19 protein-coding genes are annotated in these 21,159 nt (G+C 60.7%); 11 read left to right on the forward strand and 8 right to left on the reverse strand.

Features of this window, described 5'->3' with window-relative positions; translation table 11 throughout:
- The first annotated feature begins 106 nt into the window (after positions 1–106).
- From CFI11_RS21590 to lpxK, 6 genes are all read left to right on the forward strand, one after another.
- Positions 107–1,636: a DUF2125 domain-containing protein gene (locus CFI11_RS21590; protein ID WP_130409553.1), complete on the forward strand. Its 1,530-nt coding sequence runs from the start codon at positions 107–109 to the stop codon at positions 1,634–1,636.
- A 125-nt stretch (positions 1,637–1,761) separates the two neighbouring features.
- The gene (locus CFI11_RS21595) at positions 1,762–3,108 is read left to right on the forward strand and encodes a TldD/PmbA family protein (RefSeq protein ID WP_130409554.1); all 1,347 of its coding nucleotides are present in this window, start codon (positions 1,762–1,764) and stop codon (positions 3,106–3,108) included.
- Positions 3,095–3,874 (forward strand): 3'(2'),5'-bisphosphate nucleotidase CysQ, encoded by a 780-nt coding sequence (locus CFI11_RS21600; RefSeq protein WP_130409555.1) that lies wholly within the window; start codon positions 3,095–3,097, stop codon positions 3,872–3,874. Before CFI11_RS21595 ends, CFI11_RS21600 begins: the two co-directional genes overlap by 14 nt.
- A 90-nt stretch (positions 3,875–3,964) precedes the next feature.
- Positions 3,965–4,207, forward strand: coding sequence for a DUF4170 domain-containing protein (locus tag CFI11_RS21605; RefSeq protein WP_130409556.1), 243 nt, complete (start codon positions 3,965–3,967; stop codon positions 4,205–4,207).
- 4 nt (positions 4,208–4,211) lie between these two features.
- A complete protein-coding gene (locus tag CFI11_RS21610) occupies positions 4,212–5,432 on the forward strand; it encodes a 3-deoxy-D-manno-octulosonic acid transferase (protein WP_130409557.1) in 1,221 nt (406 codons plus the stop codon).
- Positions 5,432–6,430 carry a tetraacyldisaccharide 4'-kinase gene (gene lpxK / locus CFI11_RS21615; RefSeq protein ID WP_130409558.1) on the forward strand — a complete coding sequence of 333 codons (999 nt, stop codon included), beginning with the start codon at positions 5,432–5,434 and terminating at the stop codon, positions 6,428–6,430. Before CFI11_RS21610 ends, lpxK begins: the two co-directional genes overlap by 1 nt.
- A 14-nt stretch (positions 6,431–6,444) precedes the next feature.
- On the opposite strand, the gene CFI11_RS21620 is transcribed toward lpxK, so the two are convergent.
- From CFI11_RS21620 to CFI11_RS21630, 3 genes are read right to left on the reverse strand one after another with little or no spacing between them, the layout of a single operon-like run.
- Positions 6,445–7,557 (reverse strand): CaiB/BaiF CoA-transferase family protein, encoded by a 1,113-nt coding sequence (locus CFI11_RS21620; protein ID WP_130409559.1) that lies wholly within the window; start codon positions 7,555–7,557, stop codon positions 6,445–6,447.
- Positions 7,557–8,231: a DsbA family protein gene (locus CFI11_RS21625; RefSeq protein ID WP_130409560.1), complete on the reverse strand. Its 675-nt coding sequence runs from the start codon at positions 8,229–8,231 to the stop codon at positions 7,557–7,559. Before CFI11_RS21625 ends, CFI11_RS21620 begins: the two co-directional genes overlap by 1 nt.
- Positions 8,232–8,753, reverse strand: coding sequence for a DUF721 domain-containing protein (locus tag CFI11_RS21630; RefSeq protein ID WP_130409561.1), 522 nt, complete (start codon positions 8,751–8,753; stop codon positions 8,232–8,234).
- Positions 8,754–8,835: 82 nt separating this feature from the next.
- Between CFI11_RS21630 and mutY the strand changes: the two genes are divergently transcribed.
- From mutY to CFI11_RS21650, 4 genes are all read left to right on the forward strand, one after another.
- Positions 8,836–9,882: an A/G-specific adenine glycosylase gene (mutY, locus tag CFI11_RS21635; protein ID WP_130409562.1), complete on the forward strand. Its 1,047-nt coding sequence runs from the start codon at positions 8,836–8,838 to the stop codon at positions 9,880–9,882.
- Positions 9,883–10,009: 127 nt separating this feature from the next.
- Positions 10,010–12,055 (forward strand): Hint domain-containing protein, encoded by a 2,046-nt coding sequence (locus CFI11_RS21640; RefSeq protein WP_165390354.1) that lies wholly within the window; start codon positions 10,010–10,012, stop codon positions 12,053–12,055.
- Positions 12,056–12,166: 111 nt separating this feature from the next.
- Positions 12,167–13,300: an alkane 1-monooxygenase gene (locus CFI11_RS21645; RefSeq protein WP_130409564.1), complete on the forward strand. Its 1,134-nt coding sequence runs from the start codon at positions 12,167–12,169 to the stop codon at positions 13,298–13,300.
- Positions 13,301–13,455: 155 nt separating this feature from the next.
- Entirely contained in the window at positions 13,456–14,064 is a 609-nt protein-coding gene (locus tag CFI11_RS21650) for an SMI1/KNR4 family protein (RefSeq protein WP_165390355.1), read from the forward strand.
- A 553-nt stretch (positions 14,065–14,617) separates the two neighbouring features.
- Here the strand turns inward: CFI11_RS21650 and CFI11_RS21655 are convergent.
- Both CFI11_RS21655 and CFI11_RS21660 read right to left on the reverse strand, forming a co-directional pair.
- Complete coding sequence (locus tag CFI11_RS21655; protein ID WP_130409566.1) at positions 14,618–16,009, reverse strand: adenylate/guanylate cyclase domain-containing protein; 1,392 nt, start codon at positions 16,007–16,009, stop codon at positions 14,618–14,620.
- Positions 16,010–16,149: 140 nt separating this feature from the next.
- Positions 16,150–16,557, reverse strand: a complete 408-nt coding sequence (locus CFI11_RS21660; protein WP_130409567.1) for a RidA family protein — start codon at positions 16,555–16,557, stop codon at positions 16,150–16,152.
- Between the two features lie 188 nt (positions 16,558–16,745).
- On the opposite strand from CFI11_RS21660, the gene CFI11_RS21665 reads away from it, so the two are divergent.
- The gene (locus CFI11_RS21665) at positions 16,746–17,408 is read left to right on the forward strand and encodes a TetR/AcrR family transcriptional regulator (RefSeq protein WP_130409568.1); all 663 of its coding nucleotides are present in this window, start codon (positions 16,746–16,748) and stop codon (positions 17,406–17,408) included.
- A 239-nt stretch (positions 17,409–17,647) separates the two neighbouring features.
- Here CFI11_RS21665 and CFI11_RS21670 read toward each other — a convergent pair whose 3' ends face one another.
- The 3 genes from CFI11_RS21670 to CFI11_RS21680 all read right to left on the reverse strand — a co-directional run bounded on the left by CFI11_RS21670 (position 17,648) and on the right by CFI11_RS21680 (position 21,050).
- Positions 17,648–18,748, reverse strand: a complete 1,101-nt coding sequence (locus tag CFI11_RS21670; RefSeq protein WP_130409569.1) for a site-specific DNA-methyltransferase — start codon at positions 18,746–18,748, stop codon at positions 17,648–17,650.
- An 87-nt stretch (positions 18,749–18,835) separates the two neighbouring features.
- Positions 18,836–19,486 carry a ribonuclease HII gene (locus tag CFI11_RS21675; RefSeq protein ID WP_130409570.1) on the reverse strand — a complete coding sequence of 217 codons (651 nt, stop codon included), beginning with the start codon at positions 19,484–19,486 and terminating at the stop codon, positions 18,836–18,838.
- Positions 19,476–21,050 (reverse strand): 2-isopropylmalate synthase, encoded by a 1,575-nt coding sequence (locus CFI11_RS21680; RefSeq protein ID WP_130409571.1) that lies wholly within the window; start codon positions 21,048–21,050, stop codon positions 19,476–19,478. Before CFI11_RS21680 ends, CFI11_RS21675 begins: the two co-directional genes overlap by 11 nt.
- Between the last annotated feature and the right edge of the window lie 109 nt (positions 21,051–21,159).

Raw genomic sequence — 21,159 nt, forward strand, 5'->3', positions numbered from 1 at the left:
CAACTGGTAGACTGGGCTCGCTGGCCCGTCCACCCCTTCCGGGCTCTTGACAGCCGGACGACTTTTGCGACCCCTTGGGTCTGGTATTGACTGGAAAGGTTCCCTTATGACGATTGATTTTTCACGTGTCAGCACGGCAGCGTTGATTGCAGGCTGTTTCGCGGGCACAAGCGCATACGCCGATGTGACGGCGCAGGATGTTTGGCAGGACTGGCAATCCTATATCGCAGGATCCGGTTACGAGATCACCGCGACCGAAAACATGTCCGGCAATACGCTGACGGTCAGCGACATCTCGATGTCATTGGCGATGGAAGCGGATAACAGCGCGGTTTCGGTGACGATGGGCGACCTTGAATTCGTCGAGAACGGGGACGGCACGGTCTCCGTGGTCATGCCTGAGACCGTTCCGATCGCCTTTTCCGGCACTGGTGAGGACGGCACCCCGTTTTCCGGAAAGCTCGACTATGTCCAGGACGGGTTCGAGATGGTCGCATCCGGCGAACCCGACAACATGGACTATGCCTATACCGCAGATCGGCTGGCGGTCATCATGACCGAGATTACCGCCAACGGGCAAACCCTGCCCGCGGACGCGGCCAAGATGGAGGTTGCGCTGGCGGACATTACCGGCTCCACCCAGATGGAGGTTGGGGACCTGCGCGCTTACGAGCAGACCATGTCCGCAAACACGCTGACCTACGATTTCGCGTTCACCGGTCCCGAAACCAGTGAACAGTTCAACATGACCGGCGGATCTCAGGATTTGTCCTTCGACGGAACGGCGTCGATGCCGCTTGAAATGGACCCCGACAACATGGACGCCTCTTTGCGGGAAGGTTTTGCCGCTGACGGGACCTTTAGCTATGCAGGTGGATCGACGCAGCTGAATTTTGCTGCCGAAGGCGACGAATTCGCCATGCAAACCGGGTCTGAAAGCGGAAGTGCGCGCTTTGGGCTGAGCCAGTCGGGCCTGATTTACGACATCACGCAGGCGGTCGTTTCGGCTGACATCACCACCAGCGATCTGCCCTTTCCCGTTGCGCTGAACATGGCCGAGGCAGCGATCAATCTTCTGATCCCCGTTAGCCAGGATGAGGCGGAACAGGATTTCGCCCTTGGCATGAAGATGGGCGACTTCACGATGTCAGATGCGATCTGGAACCTCTTCGATCCAGGCACTCAATTGCCGCGCGATCCCGCAACGATCGAGTTGGACTTGACCGGCAAGGCCACAATGCTGATGAGCCTGATGGACCCCGCATCAGCCGAAGCGATGGAACAGCCCGGCGCTGAACCCGCTCAGTTGAATGCGCTGACCCTGCGCAACCTTCTGGTTTCCGCGGTCGGCGCCCGCCTGACCGGTACGGGTGATTTCACGTTCGATAACTCCGACACCGAAACATTCGATGGTCTGCCCAAACCGACAGGCGCCGTTGATTTGCAACTGGTCGGCGGCAATGGATTGCTCGACAAGCTGGTGGCCATGGGCCTTCTTCCAGAAGACCAAGCCATGGGCGCACGGATGATGATGGGCCTCTTCGCCGTGCCCGGCGACGGTGAGGATACGCTTAACTCGAAGATCGAGATCAACGAGGAAGGCCATATCCTCGCCAACGGACAGCGCATCCAGTAAACCCGAAATCGGGTCAGATTATTCGACGGGGCGGCCCAGCGCTGCCCCGTTTGCATTTTCGCCGGGACTTGCAGGGCCATCACCACCGGGCTAGGTCGGCACCCAGGAAAGGGATCAGCAGACCAATGACGGATACACTTTCGGATCTCACCGAAGCACTGCTTGACGCCGCAAAGAAAGCGGGCGCAGAGAATGCAGATGCGCTTGCGGTGCGAGGAACCTCAATATCCGTCGACGTCCGCGGCGGTGCGCTTGAACAGGCGGAACGGTCGGAAGGGGTAGATATCGGCCTCCGTGTCCTGATCGGCCAAAAACAGGCCAGCGTGTCGGCGTCGGACACACGCCCCGAGACACTGGCAATGATGGCCGAACGCGCAGTGGCAATGGCCAAGGAGGCGCCGGATGACGCCCATATCGGTCTCGCCGACCCGGCCGACCTGACCCGTGGCTGGGACCTTGACGCACTGGAACTGGCGGACCCTTCACCCGAACCGGCGCCAGAGCACCTTGTCACCGATGCCAGCACGGCCGAAGCGGCAGCGCTGGATGTCAAAGGGGTGTCCCAGGTCCAGTCGGCGACCGCCTCCTATGGCGCCTCCGAAATCTATCTTGCGGCGACCAATGGCTTTTCCGGCGGCTATGCGCGCACCAACCGCTCGACATCCTGCGTGGCCATCGCGGGGACCGGGACGGGCATGGAACGCGACTATGACGGGGACATGCGGACCTATCAGTCGGATCTGCGCTCACCGGGCCAGATTGGCCAGCAGGCCGGACACTTCGCGGTCGAGCGTCTGGACGCCCGAAAGCCAGCCACCGGCAACTTTCCCGTTCTATTCGATGAACGCATCGCCTCATCCCTCATCGGTCATCTCGTCGCGGCAGCAAATGGCAGCGCGGTGGCCAGGGGGGCGTCCTGGCTTCAGCACGCGCTGGGAGAGCGGGTCCTTCCCGATCATCTGTCGCTGATCGAGGATCCTCACCTTCCGCGCAAAACAGGCTCTCGCCCGTTTGATGCCGAAGGACTGCCCACGACGCGCCGGGCTATCGTTGAAGATGGAATATTGACCGGATGGACGCTGGATCTTGCGACCGCGCGGAAGCTCGGCCTTGCGTCAACCGGCAACGCCGCGCGCAGCACCTCTGGCCCACCGTCCCCGGCGACATGGAACCTTGCGCTGACGCAGGGGGACCAGAGCAAGGCAGATCTGATGGCCGATATGGGAACCGGACTGCTGGTCACATCAATGATTGGCGCGACCATCAACCCAACGACAGGAGATTATTCCCGCGGGGCTGCGGGGATCTGGGTCGAAAACGGCGTGCCGACCTATGCCGTCAACGAATGCACGATTGCGGGTAATCTGCGCGACATGCTGCGCCGGATCATCCCCGCGAACGATGCCCGCACGCACCTGTCGCGCGTCGTGCCGTCGCTTCTGGTCGAAGGGATGACCCTTGCCGGAGCGTGATCTTTCGCTCCTGATAGAGGCAGCAGAGGCGGCCGGGGACGTCGCCCTGGGCTACACCGGAAAGACGGCAAAGCGCTGGGAAAAGCCGGATGGCGCCGGCCCCGTGACCGAGGCGGACCTGGCCGTCAACGATATGCTCGCCTCGAAGCTGCGCGCAGCGCGCCCCGATTATGGATGGCTGTCCGAGGAAAACGAGGACGATCCGGAGCGGCTGAACCGCGACAAGGTCTTTATCATCGACCCGATCGACGGCACCCGCAGCTTTGCCGACGGATCGCGCACCTGGGCCCATGCCCTGGCCGTCGCCGAAAGGGGCGTCGTGACCGCCGCGGTGATTTACCTGCCGCAACGCGACTTGCTTTACACCGCCGCATGGGGCGAGGGCGCGTCTCTGAACGGGGACAAGGTCGCTCCGACAAAGGCGGATGCGCTGGACGGCGCGGCGATCCTTGCAACAAAGGCCAATCTCGACCCGAGGCACTGGCCCGGGTCGGTGCCGAGCTTTCGCCGGTCGCACCGACCATCGCTGGCCTACCGCATGGCGCTTGTCGCGGAGGGTCGCTTCGACGGCATGTTGACCTTCATGCCGGCCTGGGAATGGGACATCGCCGCCGGAGATCTGATCCTTCGCGAAGCCGGCGCGCGGATCACCGACAAGGCCGGTGCAGCGCTGCAATTCAACAATCCGCGCCCCAAGCTCGATGGGGTCATCGCCGGAGGAACCACTGTTCATCAGGAGATCCTGGCCGCTCTGCGCATCAAATAGGCCGCGACTGCGGTGCTGCGCTTGACGCGATAGATCAATTGCTTAGGCTCGCGGCCAATTCTCACGACAAAGACCCAAAGGACACCGCCAATGGTCCAACGCCTGCACCTCGTTTTCGGCGGCGAGCTTATCGACCCATCCCGCAACGCGTTCAAGGATGTCGAGGATATCCATATCGTCGGCATGTTCCCCGACTATGCCAGCGCCTACAATGCCTGGAAGGCGGAGGCGCAGCGCACGGTCGACAACGCACATATGCGCTACTTCATCGCGCATCTGCACCGCCTTCGCGACGAGGAAACCGAAGCCTCCTCGACCGAGGAGCTGGGCTGATCCCTTGGCGCGGTCGCTCAGCCTCGCGGCCTATCGGGCGCTTTCGGCACGCAAGCCGCAGGCGACCTTTGCGCCGCCCGTAGATCGCCCGGAGGGCGAGGTCCTATGGGCGCACGCCACAAGCAGCATGCGGCTGGCGGCGCTGCAGAACTTTGGCTTCCGGCTCAAACAGCAACGTCCGGACCTGCACGTGCTGATCACAACGTCACAACGGACCGGACCGGGGGAAGAGCTGTGGCAGGGCGCCGACTGGATTTGCCCGCTTGTCCCCGATCACCCCGAGCTTGCGCGCGCCTTTCTCGACCACTGGCGCCCCGATCTTGGCGTCTGGACGGGCGGGTATCTGCAACCGAACCTAATCAGCACGGCACGGGAACGCGATCTTCCGATGGTCCTGATCGATGCGGATAACGAGGGCTTTGACGAAGCAAGGCACAGCTGGTTTCCAAGTCTGATACGCTCTTGTCTTGGATGCTTCGAGACCATCCTGTCCGCTGATGAGGCAACCGCCGAACGGCTGATCCGTCTAGGTGCAAAGGCCGAGAAGGTCACCGTTTCGGCCCGGTTGCGAAACGGAAGCATGCCGGTCGCCATCAACGAAACCGATCTGAAAGAGGTCACCGATATGCTGGGCGGTCGTCCCATCTGGCTCGCCGCGCATGTGCAGCCGGATGAAGTGGAAACCGTGCTCGCGGCGCATCGGCATGCGATCCGGCTTGCCCATCGGCTGCTCCTGGTTCTGCTGCCCGCATCACCGGATCAGGCCGACGCCTACCGAACGATGCTTGAGCAGGCGGGAATGCGGTGGTCCGATTGCGATACGACAGATGACAGCACCCAGGTCCTCCTGTGCGACACCGAATGCGGGCTGGACGAAATTGCGCTTTGGTATCGGGTCGCTCCGCTCAGCCTTGTGGGCAGCTCGCTCAAGCCCGGATATGGCGGACATGACCCTTTCATGGCGGCGGCCTTCGGCTCTGCCATTCTCTACGGGCCCAACGTGCGCAACCACCTGAGCGCCTATTCCCGCCTCGCCTCAGCCGGGGCGGCGCGGATTGTGAAGGATGCCGATACGCTCAGCGCCGCCGTCTCCCGCCTGATCGCGCCGGATCAGGCCGCCTCCATGGCGCTTGCGGGGTGGGAAGTCGTGTCCGAAGGGGCGCATCTGACCGATCAGCTTCTTGAACTCGCCCATGACACACTCGACCACGCGGGACCGCATTGATGCGGCCGCCATCCTTCTGGGACAATCCAGCGGACCGCCCCGGGCTGGCAGCCCGGCTTCTCGGCCCTCTGGGCGCGCTCTACGCCGCGGCCACCGCCCGCCGCCTTGCAAAAGGCCGCCCGGTCCGGCCTGGCGTTCCGGTGATCTGCGTGGGCAACCTGAATGCCGGCGGTACCGGCAAGACGCCCACGGTCATCTGGCTTCAGGAACGCCTGCGCGATATGGGCCATACGCCGCACATCATCTCCCGCGGTTATGGAGGGTCGCTGACAGGTCCCGTGGAGGTGCTGCCCGCCCGCCACAAGGCCTCCCAAGTTGGTGACGAACCCCTGCTTCTGGCCGCATTCGGCGATGTCTGGGTCGCACGGGACCGGGCCGCCGGAGCACGGGCCGCCGTCGAAGCCGGGGCCACGGTTCTGATCCTGGATGACGGTTTTCAGAACCCCGCCTTGGCACAGGATCTTTCGATCATCGTGGTGGATGCGGCGCGGGGATTTGGCAATGGCTTCTGCCTGCCAGCTGGCCCTCTGCGCGAACCGGTTCAAACCGGCCTTGCCCGCGCCGATCTGCTCCTCTCTATAGGACCGCCTGCCGATCAGGCGCGGTTCACTCAGCGCTGGGATCATGCTATCGCGCTGCCGCACCTCACCGGCGTGCTTGAGCCTTTGCAGACCGGTATGGATTGGTCACAAACCCGCGCTCTCGCCTTTGCAGGGATCGGACATCCCGAAAAGTTCTTTGCCACGCTTCAGGCTCTGGGCGCCGATCTTGCCCGAACCGAAGCGCTCGACGATCACCAGACGTTGAGCCCCGCCCTGCTCTCCCGTCTGGAGGCCGAGGCGCGGGCACTTGGCGCACAATTGGTGACAACCGAAAAAGATGCGGCGCGTTTGCCTGCAAGTTTCAGACCCAAAGTCATCACTTTGCCGGTGCGGCTGCAGATCGCCGACCATGAAACACTCGAAAACAGGCTGAACGAGGTCGCGCCGGCGCCCTGAGCCTGCTTTCTTCGTCAGCCGTCCTCTCCAAGCTTGGGTGCCGGACGATGCAAGGCCAGTTCCGCGTCCGAGAACCGAAAGGGCGCACGCACACCCGGCACGCCATCCAGTTCGATCTGCATGCCCCGCGCCTGCACATGGGGGTCGGACATGACTTCGGCCAGATCGTTGATCGGCCCCGCAGGCACGCCCGCCGCTTCGCAAGCCGCAAGCAGATCGGCCTTGGCGCGCTGACGGGTCGCCTCGGTCAATCGTCTGGTCATCTCTTCGCGATTGGCGATCCGATCCTTGTTGCGCAGATACTCCGGCGCCTCCGCCATCTCCTCAAGCCCCAGCAGGCCGCACAACCGCTGATACTGCCCGTCATTTCCGGTGGCGATGATGATGTAGCCATCCGCACAATCGAAAACCTGATAAGGCGTGAGGTTCATATGCGCATTGCCCATCCGCCCCGGTGCCACGCCAGTCGTCAGGTAGTTCATCGCCTGATTGGCCGTGACCGCCACAGCCACGTCCAGCAAGGACATGTCGATATGCTGGCCCCTGCCGGTCTGCGTCCTTTGATGCACAGCCGCCAGGATCGCGGTCGTCGCGTAGACGCCGGTAAAGATGTCCGTGATCGCCACGCCTGATTTCTGCGGCTGGCCCTCGGGCTCTCCGGTGATCGACATCAGCCCCGACATGCCCTGAATGATAAAGTCATAACCCGCGCGATGCGCGTAAGGGCCGTCCTGCCCGAAGCCAGTGATCGAGCAGTAGATCAACCTTGGGTTCACCTCTTTCAGGCTGTCATGGTCCAATCCGTATTTCGCGAGCCCGCCTAGTTTGAAATTCTCGATTAGAATGTCTGCGTCCCGGACCAGTTCTCTCACACGGGCCTGGCCCTCTTCCGTGCGGAAATCCACGACGACAGACGCCTTACCGCGATTGGTCGAGTGGAAATAGGCGGCAGAAACGTCCTGATCCCGCTCAACAAAAGGGGGACCCCAGGCTCTTGTATCATCACCTGCGGGGCTTTCGACCTTGATGACCTCGGCACCCAGATCAGAAAGCGTTTGACCGGCCCAGGGGCCGGCCAGAACACGTGCCAGTTCGATGACCTTGAGGCCGTCCAGCGGCGCGGCCATCAGCTGCCCGCGGCCGCTTCGATCCGTGCCGCGAAATCGTCGTAGCTCATGTTTTCGTACTTGGTGCCGTTGATGACAAAGCTGGGGGTCGAGTTCACGCCATGCTCTTCAGCGTTTTGCTGATACCAGGCAACCAGCGTGCGCGCCTTGTCACCGTCCTGAAGGCAGGCCTCAAGCGTTTCGTTTTCAATCCCGGCAAGACGTCCGATGCGCCGCAGCTCGTCCACGATCTCGGTTGGTCCACCTGCACGCGACCAATTGGGTTGGTCCTGATAGAGCACTTCGGTTATGCCAAAGAATTTGTCCGGCCCCGCGCAGCGCGCCACCATGGAGGCCCAAAGACCGAAGCGGTCAAAATACACTTCGCGATAGACGAACTGGACCTTGCCGGTATCGATATAGTCGGCCTTGAGTTGCTTGAACGGCCCCTGATGGAAGGTCGCGCAATGCGGGCAGGTATAGGACGCGTATTCGATTACCGTAACCGGGGCGTCCTCTGACCCCATCGTCATTTCGACGATGCCGGACGTATCAATATCTTCCGCTGATTCCTGCGCATTTGCAGCGCCGACAAGCGGATTGGCAGGTGTCGGTGAACCCGAAAAGCTGGACCAGGCGAAAACACCCAGACCCAGCACGACACAGGCTGCCAGGGCAGCAACAATACGGGTCATCTATACCCCTTTCCTCATAGTGTGCTTTGTCATCACATTCCGTCCCAGCCGCTCCAGCGCGTTGCGCAGATCCTCGTCCTCGACAGGAGCGGCTGTCTCTTTCGCGGCCGCCGCAACCTCGGGCCGTGGCGCGTCCTGAACGTGATCTCTCGGTCTTGCCTCAAAGGCAACTTTTCCTTCGGAAAACCCGGTCGGCGCAGTTTGCGTGATCCGTATATGGGAGATCGCGTTATAGCCGTAGACCGCATTCACCTTGTGGCGCAGCTGCTCTTTCTGCATCTCCAGCATCGGCGCCTGGGCACCGGTGGTCAGCAGGGTCAGCGTGGCACCAAGCCCACCGCGCCCATAGCTGATATTCACGGGGCGGGCGATCTTGCAGATATCCGCGCCGACGACATCATCCCAATGGGTCAACAGCCGCGATACGGCAAAGCCACGGCTTTCGCCGGCACGACGGATCCGGTCCCCCAGCAGAGCAGAGGTCTGTTTGAACCCAAATGTGGTCGAGCGGCGCCGCGGCATCACTTCATTTCCTCAAGCTTCACTCTATTCTAGAGAGCGATCACAAAGACGCCAGTCAAACCGAGCGGGGAATACATAAACAATGCGTTATAGCGCGGATGCCCAAGACCTGCTCGCCTGGTATGATCGCCATGCCCGCGTCATGCCTTGGCGTGTCTCTCCAACCGACCGCGCGGCGGGCATCCGGCCAGATCCATACGCCGTCTGGCTGTCCGAGGTCATGCTGCAACAGACCACGGTGGCGGCGGTTCGGGACTATTTCCGACGGTTCACTGCGCGCTGGCCCGGTATACGCGACCTTGCCGCTGCGGAGGATGCGGAGGTCATGGGCGAATGGGCCGGTCTGGGATACTACGCAAGGGCGCGGAACCTTCTGAAATGCGCACGCGTGGTTGCGAACGATCTGAACGGCCGATTTCCCGATACTTATGATGGCCTTCTCGCCCTACCCGGCATCGGCCCTTATACTGCGGCAGCCATCTCCTCTATCGCGTTCGACCGGGCAGAGACGGTGCTGGACGGCAATGTCGAACGTGTCATGGCGCGGCTCCATGATATCCATGATCCGCTGCCCGGGTCCAAACCGCTTCTGAAGGAAAAAGCCGCCGCCCTCACGCCATCGGTTCGACCGGGCGATTACGCACAGGCCGTGATGGATCTGGGGGCCACGATCTGCACGCCGAAATCACCCGCCTGTGGCATTTGTCCCTGGCGGGATCCATGTGCCGCGCGCGCAGAGGGCACCGCGGCTGATCTGCCCCGCAAGATGCCTAAGAAAGCCAAACCGACCCGCTACGGTATCGTCTATCTGGGGCGCCGCGCCGATGGAGCCTGGCTGATGGAGCGGCGCCCCGATAAGGGGCTTCTGGGCGGTATGCTGGGCTGGCCCGGAACCGACTGGGGCGAACATGTTGCCGATACGCCGCCCTGCCCGGCCAATTGGCAAGATCTGGGCACTGAGGTGCGTCACACATTCACGCATTTCCATCTGATTTTGACGGTGAAAGTCGCCGACCTCCCGCTTGGGCAATCTGCAGGAAACGGGTTTTTCGTCGAAAAAACCGATTTCCGCCCGTCCGATCTGCCGACCGTCATGCGCAAGGCATTCGATTTGGCGCGCACCGCCTAGATCAGCGATAATCTGCCAGAAATCGCCACTCCCGCCTTTCGCATTGGCAGCCGAAACCTCGGAAATATTGTGATTTCCGGGGGTTGAGTGAGTCGCATGCATCTTTTGCGTGACGCGAGGAATGGCGATGGCGGACAATACCAGCAGCAACCCGGCCACCGAAGGCAACGATAATTTCAACGGCACCGGAGGGCAGGACACCTTTACCGGTGGCTTCGGCGACGACACGATCAACGCGGGCGATGGCGACGATCTGATTATCGGCGATGGTGCCCCGCCGACAGGCTGGCACTATGAGGCGTTTGATTTCAATTTTGACTCCAGTGCAGGCCAGGCCTTCGACATAGAAAGCGGCACGCGCATTGGTTCGGGCTACGTCACTGATTTCGACGAATCCAACCTGGTCAACACATTACGGGGAACCAACGGTAACCCTCAAGACTTCGGTATCGTATATACCAGCACGCTGAACGTTACCGCTGGTGGTGTCTATACGTTCTCTACCAGGTCCGACGATGGCTCGACCCTTCAGATATTTGATTCCAACGGCGATCCAGTGCTGTGGGACAGTCAGAGCAATCCGCCCGCAGGCAACGAATATCTGAACAACGACTTCCATCAGGCCGCCAATACACGCTCAGGCCAGATCACGCTCGATCCGAACGAGACTTACACAATCCAACTCCGGTACTGGGAAAATGCGGGGCAGGACGTATTGTCGGCGACCGTCAGCGGACCCGACACTGGCGGGGCGACCCAGAATCTTGTCAATTCCCCCATGATCGGGCAGCCGCCCGACCCGGATTTCTCGGTCACCGGCACCCCTGCCGGCGCCGAAGGGGACGACTCCCTTTCGGGTGGCAACGGGTTCGACACGATCATCGGCAATGGTGGCAACGATACCCTCGACGGCGGTGGCAACAGCGACACGCTGATCGGCGGCGAAGGCAACGACTCGATCACCGACAGCGATGGTTCGAACTTTGTCGATGCCGGTGAGGGCGACGATACGGTCTTTATCACCGGCGCGACCGAGCAGAATACCGTCGATGGCGGGGCGGGCGACGATTCGATCACCGTTTTCGATTCTGCCCAATCCAACAACAGCATTGACGGCGGAACCGGCGACGACACCATCATCACCGGCGATAGCAGCGACACGATCAACGCCGGAGCGGACAACGACTCGATCCAGTCGGGCGCGAATGCGGATATTATCTCGGGCGGGGCGGGCGACGATTTCATCGATTCCGGCGATGGGTCGGACGAGATGACGGGCGGAGAGGGCTTCGATACCTTTGTCGTCACCGGCGGCAACGATACGATCGTCGATTTCGAATTCGGCACCGGAAATGACCCGGATGACGGGGACCAGACCAACAACGACTTCCTCGATCTCGAACCATACTACGATTCCGTTTTCGAGGTACGCGCGGACCTTGCTGATGACGGCCTTCTGAACCAGTCCAATCAGGGCGAGACCGTATCAGGCGGTGTGGTCGACTATTCCGACAACACCAGCCTTCCCGGCACCATCGAGCTGCAGGGCGTCGATCCCAACGACATCACCTTTGATACCGTCAACGTGGTCTGTTTTACCAAGGGCGCGATGATCCGCACGCCATCGGGCGACCGACCGATTGAGACGCTGCGTGTCGGAGACATTGTCGAAACGCTGGACGATGGCGCGCAACCGATCCGCTGGATCGGTCATGCCGGGCTTGACGCGGCAACGCTTTCAAGGGCCCCGTTCAACCGGCCAATTCTGATCCGCAAGGGCGCCTTCGGGCCCGGGCGTCCTGCACGCGACATGCGGGTCTCACCCCAACACCGGATGCTGTTGCAGGGCTGGAACATCGACCTGCATTTCAGCGAACGGCAGGTTCTGGCGCCGGCAAAGGGACTTGTCGACGGACACACCGTCCTTATCGACGAAGACGCGCAGCGCGTCCACTACATCCACATCCTCTTTGACCAGCATCAGGTTGTTTTCGCCGATGGGATGCCCAGCGAGAGCTTCCATCCCGGCGCGCAGGGCCTCGACGCGATAGGTCACGCGGCGCGGGCCGAGGTCATACGCCTCTTTCCGCATATGTCCTGGGACCAGGCTGGCTTTGGCAACACTGCAAGAATGTGCCTGAAAGTCAGTGAGGCACGTCTGCTGACCACCTGAACGTGTTTCGCGGGCCGCACGTGGCACTAGAACGCAGCCAGGCCGCAAGGTCATGCTTTGGTCCAGGACCAGTCCGGCCCTATACTCTCCTCCAGCTTGAGGAGGCCGCGCATGATCGCACCCGCAGACCTCGCCCGCTGGCAACGCGCGGCGCCGTTCTGGATTTCCCTGACCTTGCCGCCACTGGCGCTGATCAGCGCGAGCTATGGCGGCTGGACCTTGCTCCTGTTGCCGCTTTACACGTGGTATGCCTTTGGCATGCTCGACGCCGTGTTGGGGTTGGAGCTGGAGAATGCCGACCTCTCTGCAACAGAGGATGATCTGACCCTCTACAAGGCGATCACGATGCTCTGGGCGCCGGTGCAGTTCCTCACGATCTTCGGGCTGATCTGGTACGCCTCCTCCGCGCCGCACCTGAGCGGCTGGGAGAAGGTCGGGCTGTTCTTCGGCGTGGGCGTCATCTCGGGCACGGTGGGCATCAACTACAGCCACGAATTGATGCACCAGAAAAATAAGGTCGAACGCTGGATGGCCGATGTCCTTCTGGCGATGGTGCTCTATTCGCACTTCCGGTCCGAACATCTGCTTGTGCATCACCGCTATGTCGGCACGCCCCGCGATCCGGTGACCGCCCGTTACAACGAAGGCTTCCATCGCTTCTATCCGCGCGTGTTACGGCAAAGCTTCGTCTCGGCGTTCAAGGCCGAAAAGGCCATGCTCGCCCGAAAAAACCGGCCCTGGCACGACCGCAGCAACCCATTCCTGCGCTATTGGGCCTTGCAGGGCGGTATGTTGCTTCTGGCCTTTCTTCTGGGCGGCTGGGTCGGCGTCGGGCTCTTTCTCATGCAGGCCGGTGTCGCGATCTGGCAGTTGGAACTGGTCAACTATGTCGAGCATTACGGCCTGACCCGAAAGCATCTGGGCGACGGAAAGTACGAGCACGTCAAACCCCAGCATTCCTGGAACTCCGCCCAGAAGGCCTCGAACTGGCTGCTGATCAACCTGCAGCGCCATTCGGATCATCACTTCAAGCCCGACCGCCGGTTCCCGCTGCTGCAAAACCACACCGAAGCGGATGCCCCGCAACTGCCTTACGGCTATCCGGTGATGACCGTGGCGGCGATGATCCCGCCCCTCTGGCGCCGCGTCATGAACCCCCGTGTCCGCCGCTGGCGCGAGATGTACTACCCAGACATCACCGATTGGACGCCCTACAACAAACACGCCTTGCCGCAGCCGCGCTGACTATCATCTCCTCACATTGACGCAGGTGTCCCCGGATCGCGCGTATCCCCGCTTATGCGCGGACGCGCAAGGCCGCTTTGGGTCATCAGCGTTGTGCTACAGGGGCCACCATGATCAGGTCCCATTGCGCAAAGACGTCAAGGGAGGTCCTTTCAATGTCCGATGCTGTCAATGCCACTTGCGACAGGCTGGTTGAAAAGCTCGCACGTCTGCGCAGACAGGATAGCGGCTGCACGGTTTTCGGCGCGGATCATCACCGGTATCTCCATGATCCGCCCCTCACAACAACCGCACTTGAAGCGATCGAAACCCGGATCGGCACCCGCGTCCCCGAGGCCTTTCGCGCCTATCTCCTGCGGATCGGAAACGGCGGCCCTTCCCCTTATGGTGGCGCGGGTCCGTCCTATGGCGTGCTTGCGGTGACGGCGGACTCTATCGACGTCCATAGAGTAAAGCAGCCCTGTCGGCTCACCCCGGACATGTCTGAGGCGGAATGGTCGAAACTCACCGAAGCATGGGACAAGGACGGCCTGACGCAAGCCGAAGAAGACGCTGCCGACGATGTGATCTTCGGCGGCATCCTGCCGATCTGCGAAAAGGGCTGCGGAAGCTGGGAAGGCCTGGTCATGCATGGACCTCATGCGGGCCGGATCGTGATCGTGGGGGATATGCGTGCAGGCTACACCCTGTTTCCAGATTTTCTGGCTTGGTATGAAGACTGGCTTGATAACGCTCTGCACACAACTTCGGTGCTGCCAGATTAACCATGCGCAGGCCGAGGAAAAATGCAACAGAACGTTCCATCCGGCCCGGCAGAAACAGTATGAGCTTCGCTGAATGCTGCCGCGTCTCAAAGAACCGGTCGAGCCAACCTTGCCTGTTTCCCATGACCCGGCGCATGGTCGTTTTCTTTGGACCGCACATTTGAGACATCATAAGCTGCTTGGCCTCACGTGGACATCAGACCTTTCTTGCAGCAGTGGAACATCCGGCAAGAATTGGAGGACTTCCAAGGCGTGTCGGGTAAGGCACCACGCACCAACAAAGGTTCGTTGGATTTTCATCCTGTCATTGATACTGCCCGCCTTGCTTAGGACGCGCCCAGACCGAATGCCCAGGGCACTGGACGACCAGACATGTGCGCCGAGAAAGACACACAACACGTCCGACGATTTGCCGCCAGACCGGGCCTGTCCTCGCCCTTCGACTGAAACGACAAACGGGGATATCGTGACCTCCCCTTCGCCTAACGAAAATGACCTGTCCGCATCCCTCTGGGGAAGACACCGCGCCGATAAGATCGACGCTAGTCGCATGTCACACGGTCCAAACCGCCAAAGCCTTGTCCAGGCCCCTGATCGCCTGGCCACCGTGCCGCGTCAGGCCCGCGAGGGCCGGGCTGTCTTCACCGGATTCCTTGATGACCTGCCCACGCAGATGATCGCTTACCACGATCTGGACCTCGAGATCTCGGGTCAGCTTCTCCAGCCGGTTCGCCACGTTCACCGTGTTCCCGATCACCGCGTATTCCAGCCGGTTAGCGCCGATATCGCCCAGAACGACCGGACCGTAATGCACGCCGATGCTTGCCTTGATCGGTGGCTCTCCGCCCCTCACGCGCTCGTAATTGTATTGCGACACCGCCTGGATCATCGCCTTCGCGCAGCTTAGCGCGTTTGTCGCATCTTTCTCGCCCGCCATCGGTGTGCCGAAGGTCGCCATCAGCCCGTCGCCCAGATACTTGTCCAGCGTACCGTCATGGGCAAAGACCTCCGCCTCCATGCGCCCGTGAAAGCGCCTGAGCGTCTTGATCACCTCCTGCGGATGCCGGTCCGCCGCGAGATGCGTGAACCCCACGATATCGACAAACAGCACCGCCACATTGTGGTTCCGGATCGCCTTAAGCGGCTCGTCATTACGGGACAATTCCTCAACCACGTTGGGCGAGAAATACCGCGACAGGTTCGCCCTTTCCCGCTCGAGCGAGGCATTGCTGAGCAAGAGCCTGTTGAACCGCCTGACACAGAGGGCCAGCGTGTAGGTGCAGATCAGAAAGACCACGATCTCCTGCGCGCGGATGTCGAAGTTCATCGCATTTGGATCCAGCAGCTTGGCCATCGCCTCCTGCCCCGTGAGCGCCAGAGACAAGGCGCCCGACAATTCGGGATCGGTGGCACCCAGCCACCACATCAGAAGCGCCGCGATCAGCCACATCGTGACCGTCCAATGGCCCAGGGCCATGATCGTCTTCCACGAAAAGGCAAGTGTGCCGCCCGTCAGAATTACAAAGAAATAGAGGAAGTTCTCGAACCGATAGACCATCGGGTCAGGCCAATCATTCACCATGAAAGGGTTCGGAAAAACCAGCGCAAAGGTCATCAACGCGATGTCAACAAAGATGCAAAAAAGCTCTGCGCTGGACCGGCCCACCCGACCGACACGGCGCAAAAACCATCCGTTTATCGCCATGAGGGCCAGCAGGATGTGATAGTACAACATCTCCCAACTTGGGTTGAGAAAGGGGAGAAGCACGGCGATGACTGACAGTGCGACCCACCGGGCCTTTGTCGCCAGCTCAAGACCCTCACGCTTGTGCCGCTCTAACGCATCGCGGGTGTATTTGTTCTGCTCCACAAGGTCGGCTTCGGTCATCCGTTCAGGAAGATCTTCGGCTGTGAATGTGGGCAATGACCCAGACGTGTCGGCCATCTTGCACTCCTCGTCAGCGATGCATGCATACTAGATAGGATGTTTATTCAATTTACATCACCTAAATGCAAAAAAAGCCACTGTGTAGCGCTGAACCATTCGCGGCGAAGGCAAGGTGCCTCAGCGAGGCAGCGGGATGATCAGTCCGGCAATCTCACCGTCAGCTCGATCTCGATCTTAAGGTCAGGCTCGGCCAGGGCGGCCACACCGACACCGGTGATCGATGGTTTGGTGCCGGCGAGCATGTCGAGAATGACGGGAAATGCCTCGGCCATGGCCGCATCGTTCAGATCGGTCATGAAAATCCGCATGATCGCGATATCGTCGGGCGTCGCGCCCAGCGCATCCAGCGCCGCCAGGGCATTTCCGGCGGCAATTTTGGTCTGCTCCTCTAGGCTTTCGGGAATGGCGGAGCTGTCCGGTCGGCGCGCCACCTGGCCCGACACATACGCCATGCGCCCCGGTTCCACGATTGAGATCTGCGAATATCCAAGCTCTTCGGCATTCGGCAATGTGGCGGGGTTCATGCGGGTGATGTTCTTTGACATGGTAATCCTGTGTTCGCTTCGATCGACAAAGCGCCTGCGGCGCGATCTGAGCAGATGTAGGGATCGCAGCGCCTGCATGGAACCTGACCATCCTGAAAGAGACTGCGGGTTTGCATCTGCTTTATCGCCGCCGAGCGTGTTGATTTAAGGCATGGAATGGCCATATCGGATAAAACTCAGATATTGAAATGCCCAGAACAAACGCCCGTCAGGAGCCGGTGCGCGCTCCCATTCAAAAAAGAAGTCAGAAGCGGGTGGAGCAGATCCTCGACGCTTCCAAAACTCTGATCAGCGAAAAGGGAACGGCTGGCCTCAAGATGGGGGACATCGCGGCCACTGCTGGAATCTCGATGGCGTCGATCTATCAGTATTTTCCGAACAAGCGGGCGATCGTTGCCACGCTGGCCAAGGCGCAGTTGGACGCCAACACCAAGAAGAACGAAGAGATCTTGTCCGAGCGCCCGGCCTCGCTGAGGGAGTTGTCACATATCACAACCCGGCTTTTGAACCAGTATTACGACATGACCCGCGACGACCCGGTCGTGAACGATATCTTGATGGGATACGCCACCGACAAGGAAGTGCAATCAGTGGACCATGCGGACACGCTCCGCAATCGCGACGCGATTTTCGAGGCATCGAAACACCTGTTTCTTGAAGACAGGCACGAAGAGGCCAAGAGGGCGCTGTTGCTGATCGTCTCACTGGGCGGCGCCGCCGTTCTTGCGGCCATTCAATTTGACACAAGGGAAGGCCGTAAAACGATGGATGAAGCGATCAGGATGCTGGATGCCGCATGGACGACTTCGATCTTGCCACTTGAGCGCCCGAAGAGCGATACCAAGGGCTGAACGTCCGACGGCCCGCGATGGATTTCGCCTGCCAGAGACCTCTTGCGGTGGCAGGTCAGACAAAACCCTGTCCAACCTCACGATCCAAAATCATATCCTATCCCGAAAATTCGGGTTCAAACGGTTCAAATGCCCGGCCCATGCACTTTGGATGATAACAAAAAAGGCCCCGCCGAAAGAGGCGGGGCTCAGGTAGAGTGCCATGTGTCAGGCCACAGGCACCGGCGGTATTGTTTATTTCAGGATTGCAGCTCCGACCGGATCTGCTGGCGCAAGACATCAATGGGCACCGTCTTGCCATCGCGTTTGAAACGCCAATAGGTCCAGCCATTGCAACTGGGCGCGCCTTCCAGGTGGGCGCCAACCTGGTGGATCGAACCCTTGATCTCGTGCCCGACAAGCGTGCCATCGGCACGGACCTTGGCGATCTCGCCACGTGGAGAATAAAGCGCCTCACCCGGGCGCAGCATGCCGCGCTCGACCAACTGGCCAAAGGGCACGCGCGGCTCGGCGCGTTTCGAGGCCGACACCTGAAGCGCCTCGCGGTCGAATTTGCGAACCTTGGCGATGCGCGCTTCGGCCACCTTGCGATAGGCGGCCTCTCTCTCAATCCCGATGAACTCACGTCCCAGCATCTTGGCCACCGCACCCGTCGTGCCCGTGCCGAAGAACGGGTCGAGCACCACGTCGCCGGGATTGGTCGACCCGACGAGCACGCGGTGCAGAAGGCTCTCGGGTTTTTGCGTGGGATGCGCCTTGTCGCCGTTGGCGTCCTTGAGCCTTTCATGGCCTGTGCAGATCGGCAGGACCCAGTCGCTGCGCATCTGGATCCCCTCGTTCAGGGCCTTGAGCGCCTCATAGTTGAACGTGTATTTGGCACCTTCGCCCTTGGAGGCCCAGATCATCGTCTCATGCGCATTCGTAAACCGCTTGCCGCGGAAATTCGGCATCGGATTTGATTTGCGCCAGACCACATCGTTCAGGATCCAATAACCGGCATTCTGCAAGGCAGAGCCCACCCGAAAGATGTTGTGATAAGAGCCGATCACCCAAATCGCCCCGTTGGGTTTGAGCAATCGGCGCGCCGCGTTCAGCCAGTCTTGGGTAAATCTGTCGTAAGCGGCGAAAGAGGCAAACTGGTCCCAGTGATCGTCCACCGCATCCACGCGGGAATTGTCGGGACGATGAAGCTGGTTCTTGAGCTGAAGATTATAGGGCGGATCGGCAAAGATCAGATCTACAGACGCCTCCGGAAGGCTCTGCATCACTTCGATGCAGTCCCCGTCGATAATCGTATTGAGAGGGAGCGCGGCTGCGCCCTTCGTTTTGGTCACGGTCATTCTCTGCCTCAGTCCCGGCGTTTATACGCTCATTGGTTGAGTGGCAGAATGAGTCATACCCGATTCGCCGTCAATTTCTTTTTTGAATCAACTGCTTATAGATTTCTCTTGATACAATATATTGTGGACCGGGGCGAAGGACCGTCTATGATGTGGGGTCACGCCCAGATGTTGAAGTGCGGCTTTGTGCGCAGGAGTCGGGTAACCGGCATTCGTTTCCCAGCCATAGCCGGGATGCTGTTGCGCCAAATCCACCATCATCCGGTCGCGACATATTTTGGCCACAATCGAAGCCGCCGCGATGGACATGCATTTGGTGTCGCCCTTGACCAGAGCGAGATGCGGAAGAGTGATTTCCCGCGGCACCATCCGCCCGTCGATCAGCAGAAAATCGGGCTGAGGGTCGAGTGCGGCCACCGCCCGCTCCATCGCCAGATGAGAGGCGCGCAGGATGTTGAGCTGGTCGATCTCCGCGACGGAGGCATGGGCGATGGCGACCTGGGCCCGCTCATGGATCTCGGTATCCAGCCCGCCCCTGATCTTTTTGCCCAATTGCTTGGAATCGTTCAGACCCTCGGGCAGATCCTTGGGGTTCAGCACCACCGCCGCCGCTGTCACGGGCCCGGCGAGGGGGCCGCGTCCGACCTCATCAACGCCGGCCACGCGCAGGTATCCCTGCGCGTATGCCTTCTTTTCATAGCGAAAGCTTGGGAGCTTCTTGGTCGTCTCAGGAGACATCCTTGTAAGTGATCTCCCTGCGATCCTCACCCGGCGCAGTTTTCTCGCGCCGCACGATGAGGCGGTTCAGTGCGTTCACATATGCTTTGGCACTGGCGACCACGGTGTCGGTGTCGGCGGATTGGCCGGTTACGATGCGCCCGTCCTCCTCCATCCGCACACTCACGGTGGCCTGCGCGTCGGTGCCTTCGGTCACCGCATGCACCTGGTAAAGCTGCAGTCGCGCAGTATGGGGAAAGAGCGCCTTCACGGCGTTGAAGGTCGCATCGACCGGCCCGTCACCGGTCTGGCTGGTGGTCTTTTCGACCCCGTCGATCTGCATCACCAGATCGGCCTGTTGCGGCCCTTCGGTGCCACATTGTACCCGCAGCGAGGTGATCTTGAGCCGGTCATTCTCCGGATCCTCGCCCGCGCGCATCAGGGCCACGAGGTCGTCGTCATAGACCTCCTTCTTGCGGTCGGCGAGGTCCTTGAAGCGCACGAAGACATCCTTGAGCTGGTTGTCCCCCAGCTCAAACCCCAGATCCTTCAGCTTGGCACGAAGGGCGGCCCGGCCGGAATGCTTGCCCATGACCAGCGAGGTCTCGGACAGGCCCACATCTTCGGGGCGCATGATCTCGAACGTCTCGGCGTTCTTGAGCATACCGTCCTGATGGATCCCGCTTTCATGAGCGAAGGCGTTCTTGCCCACGATGGCCTTGTTGAATTGCACCGGAAAGCCGCTGACCGTGGCGACCCGGCGCGAGATGTTCATGATCTTCTTGGCGTCGATGTCGGTGTAATAGGGCATGATATCGCCTCGCACCTTCAGCGCCATCACCACCTCTTCCAGCGCGGTGTTGCCCGCGCGCTCGCCCAGACCGTTGATCGTGCATTCGATCTGCCGCGCGCCGCCTTCGACAGCGGCCAGGCTGTTGGCCGTGGCCATGCCCAGATCGTTGTGACAATGGGTGGCAAAGATGACATCCTGCGCACCCGGCACCTCAGCAATCAGCCGCCGGATCAGATCGGCGCTTTCAACCGGCGCGGTATAGCCCACTGTGTCCGGAATATTGATCGTGCTGGCCCCGGCCTTGATTGCGATCTCGACCACACGCGCAAGGTAGTCCCATTCGGTCCGCGTCGCATCCATCGGCGACCATTGCACGTTGTCGCACAGATTGCGCGCATGGGTGACCGTCTCGTGAATGCGCTCTGCCATCTCATCTTGGGTCAGGTTCGGGATGGCGCGGTGCAGCGGAGAGGTTCCGATAAAAGTGTGAATCCGCGGCTGCTTGGCGTGTTTCACCGCCTCCCAACAGCGGTCGATATCGCCGATATTGGCCCGCGCGAGACCGCAGATAACCGCGTTCTGTGCGTTCGCGGCAATCTCGCTGACGGCTTTGAAATCCCCTTCCGACGCGATGGGAAAGCCTGCCTCTATGATATCGACGCCCATCTCGTCCAGAAGCGATGCAATCTCCAGCTTCTCGTCATGGGTCATGGTCGCGCCGGGGCTTTGCTCGCCGTCGCGCAGGGTCGTGTCGAAGATGAACACGCGATCTTTGTCGGTGGATGAGGTCATGTCGGTATCTTTCTTGTCTGTCCTAAGGCCAATGGCGCGCGGGCTGCATCCTCTGAGCGGGCGCGCCGACTGGCACGCTCAGAGGCGCGTTAGGAGCAGGAGACCGCCA

Origin of the sequence: Thalassococcus sp. S3, from assembly GCF_004216475.1 — a bacterium.
Taxonomy (GTDB): Bacteria; Pseudomonadota; Alphaproteobacteria; order Rhodobacterales; family Rhodobacteraceae.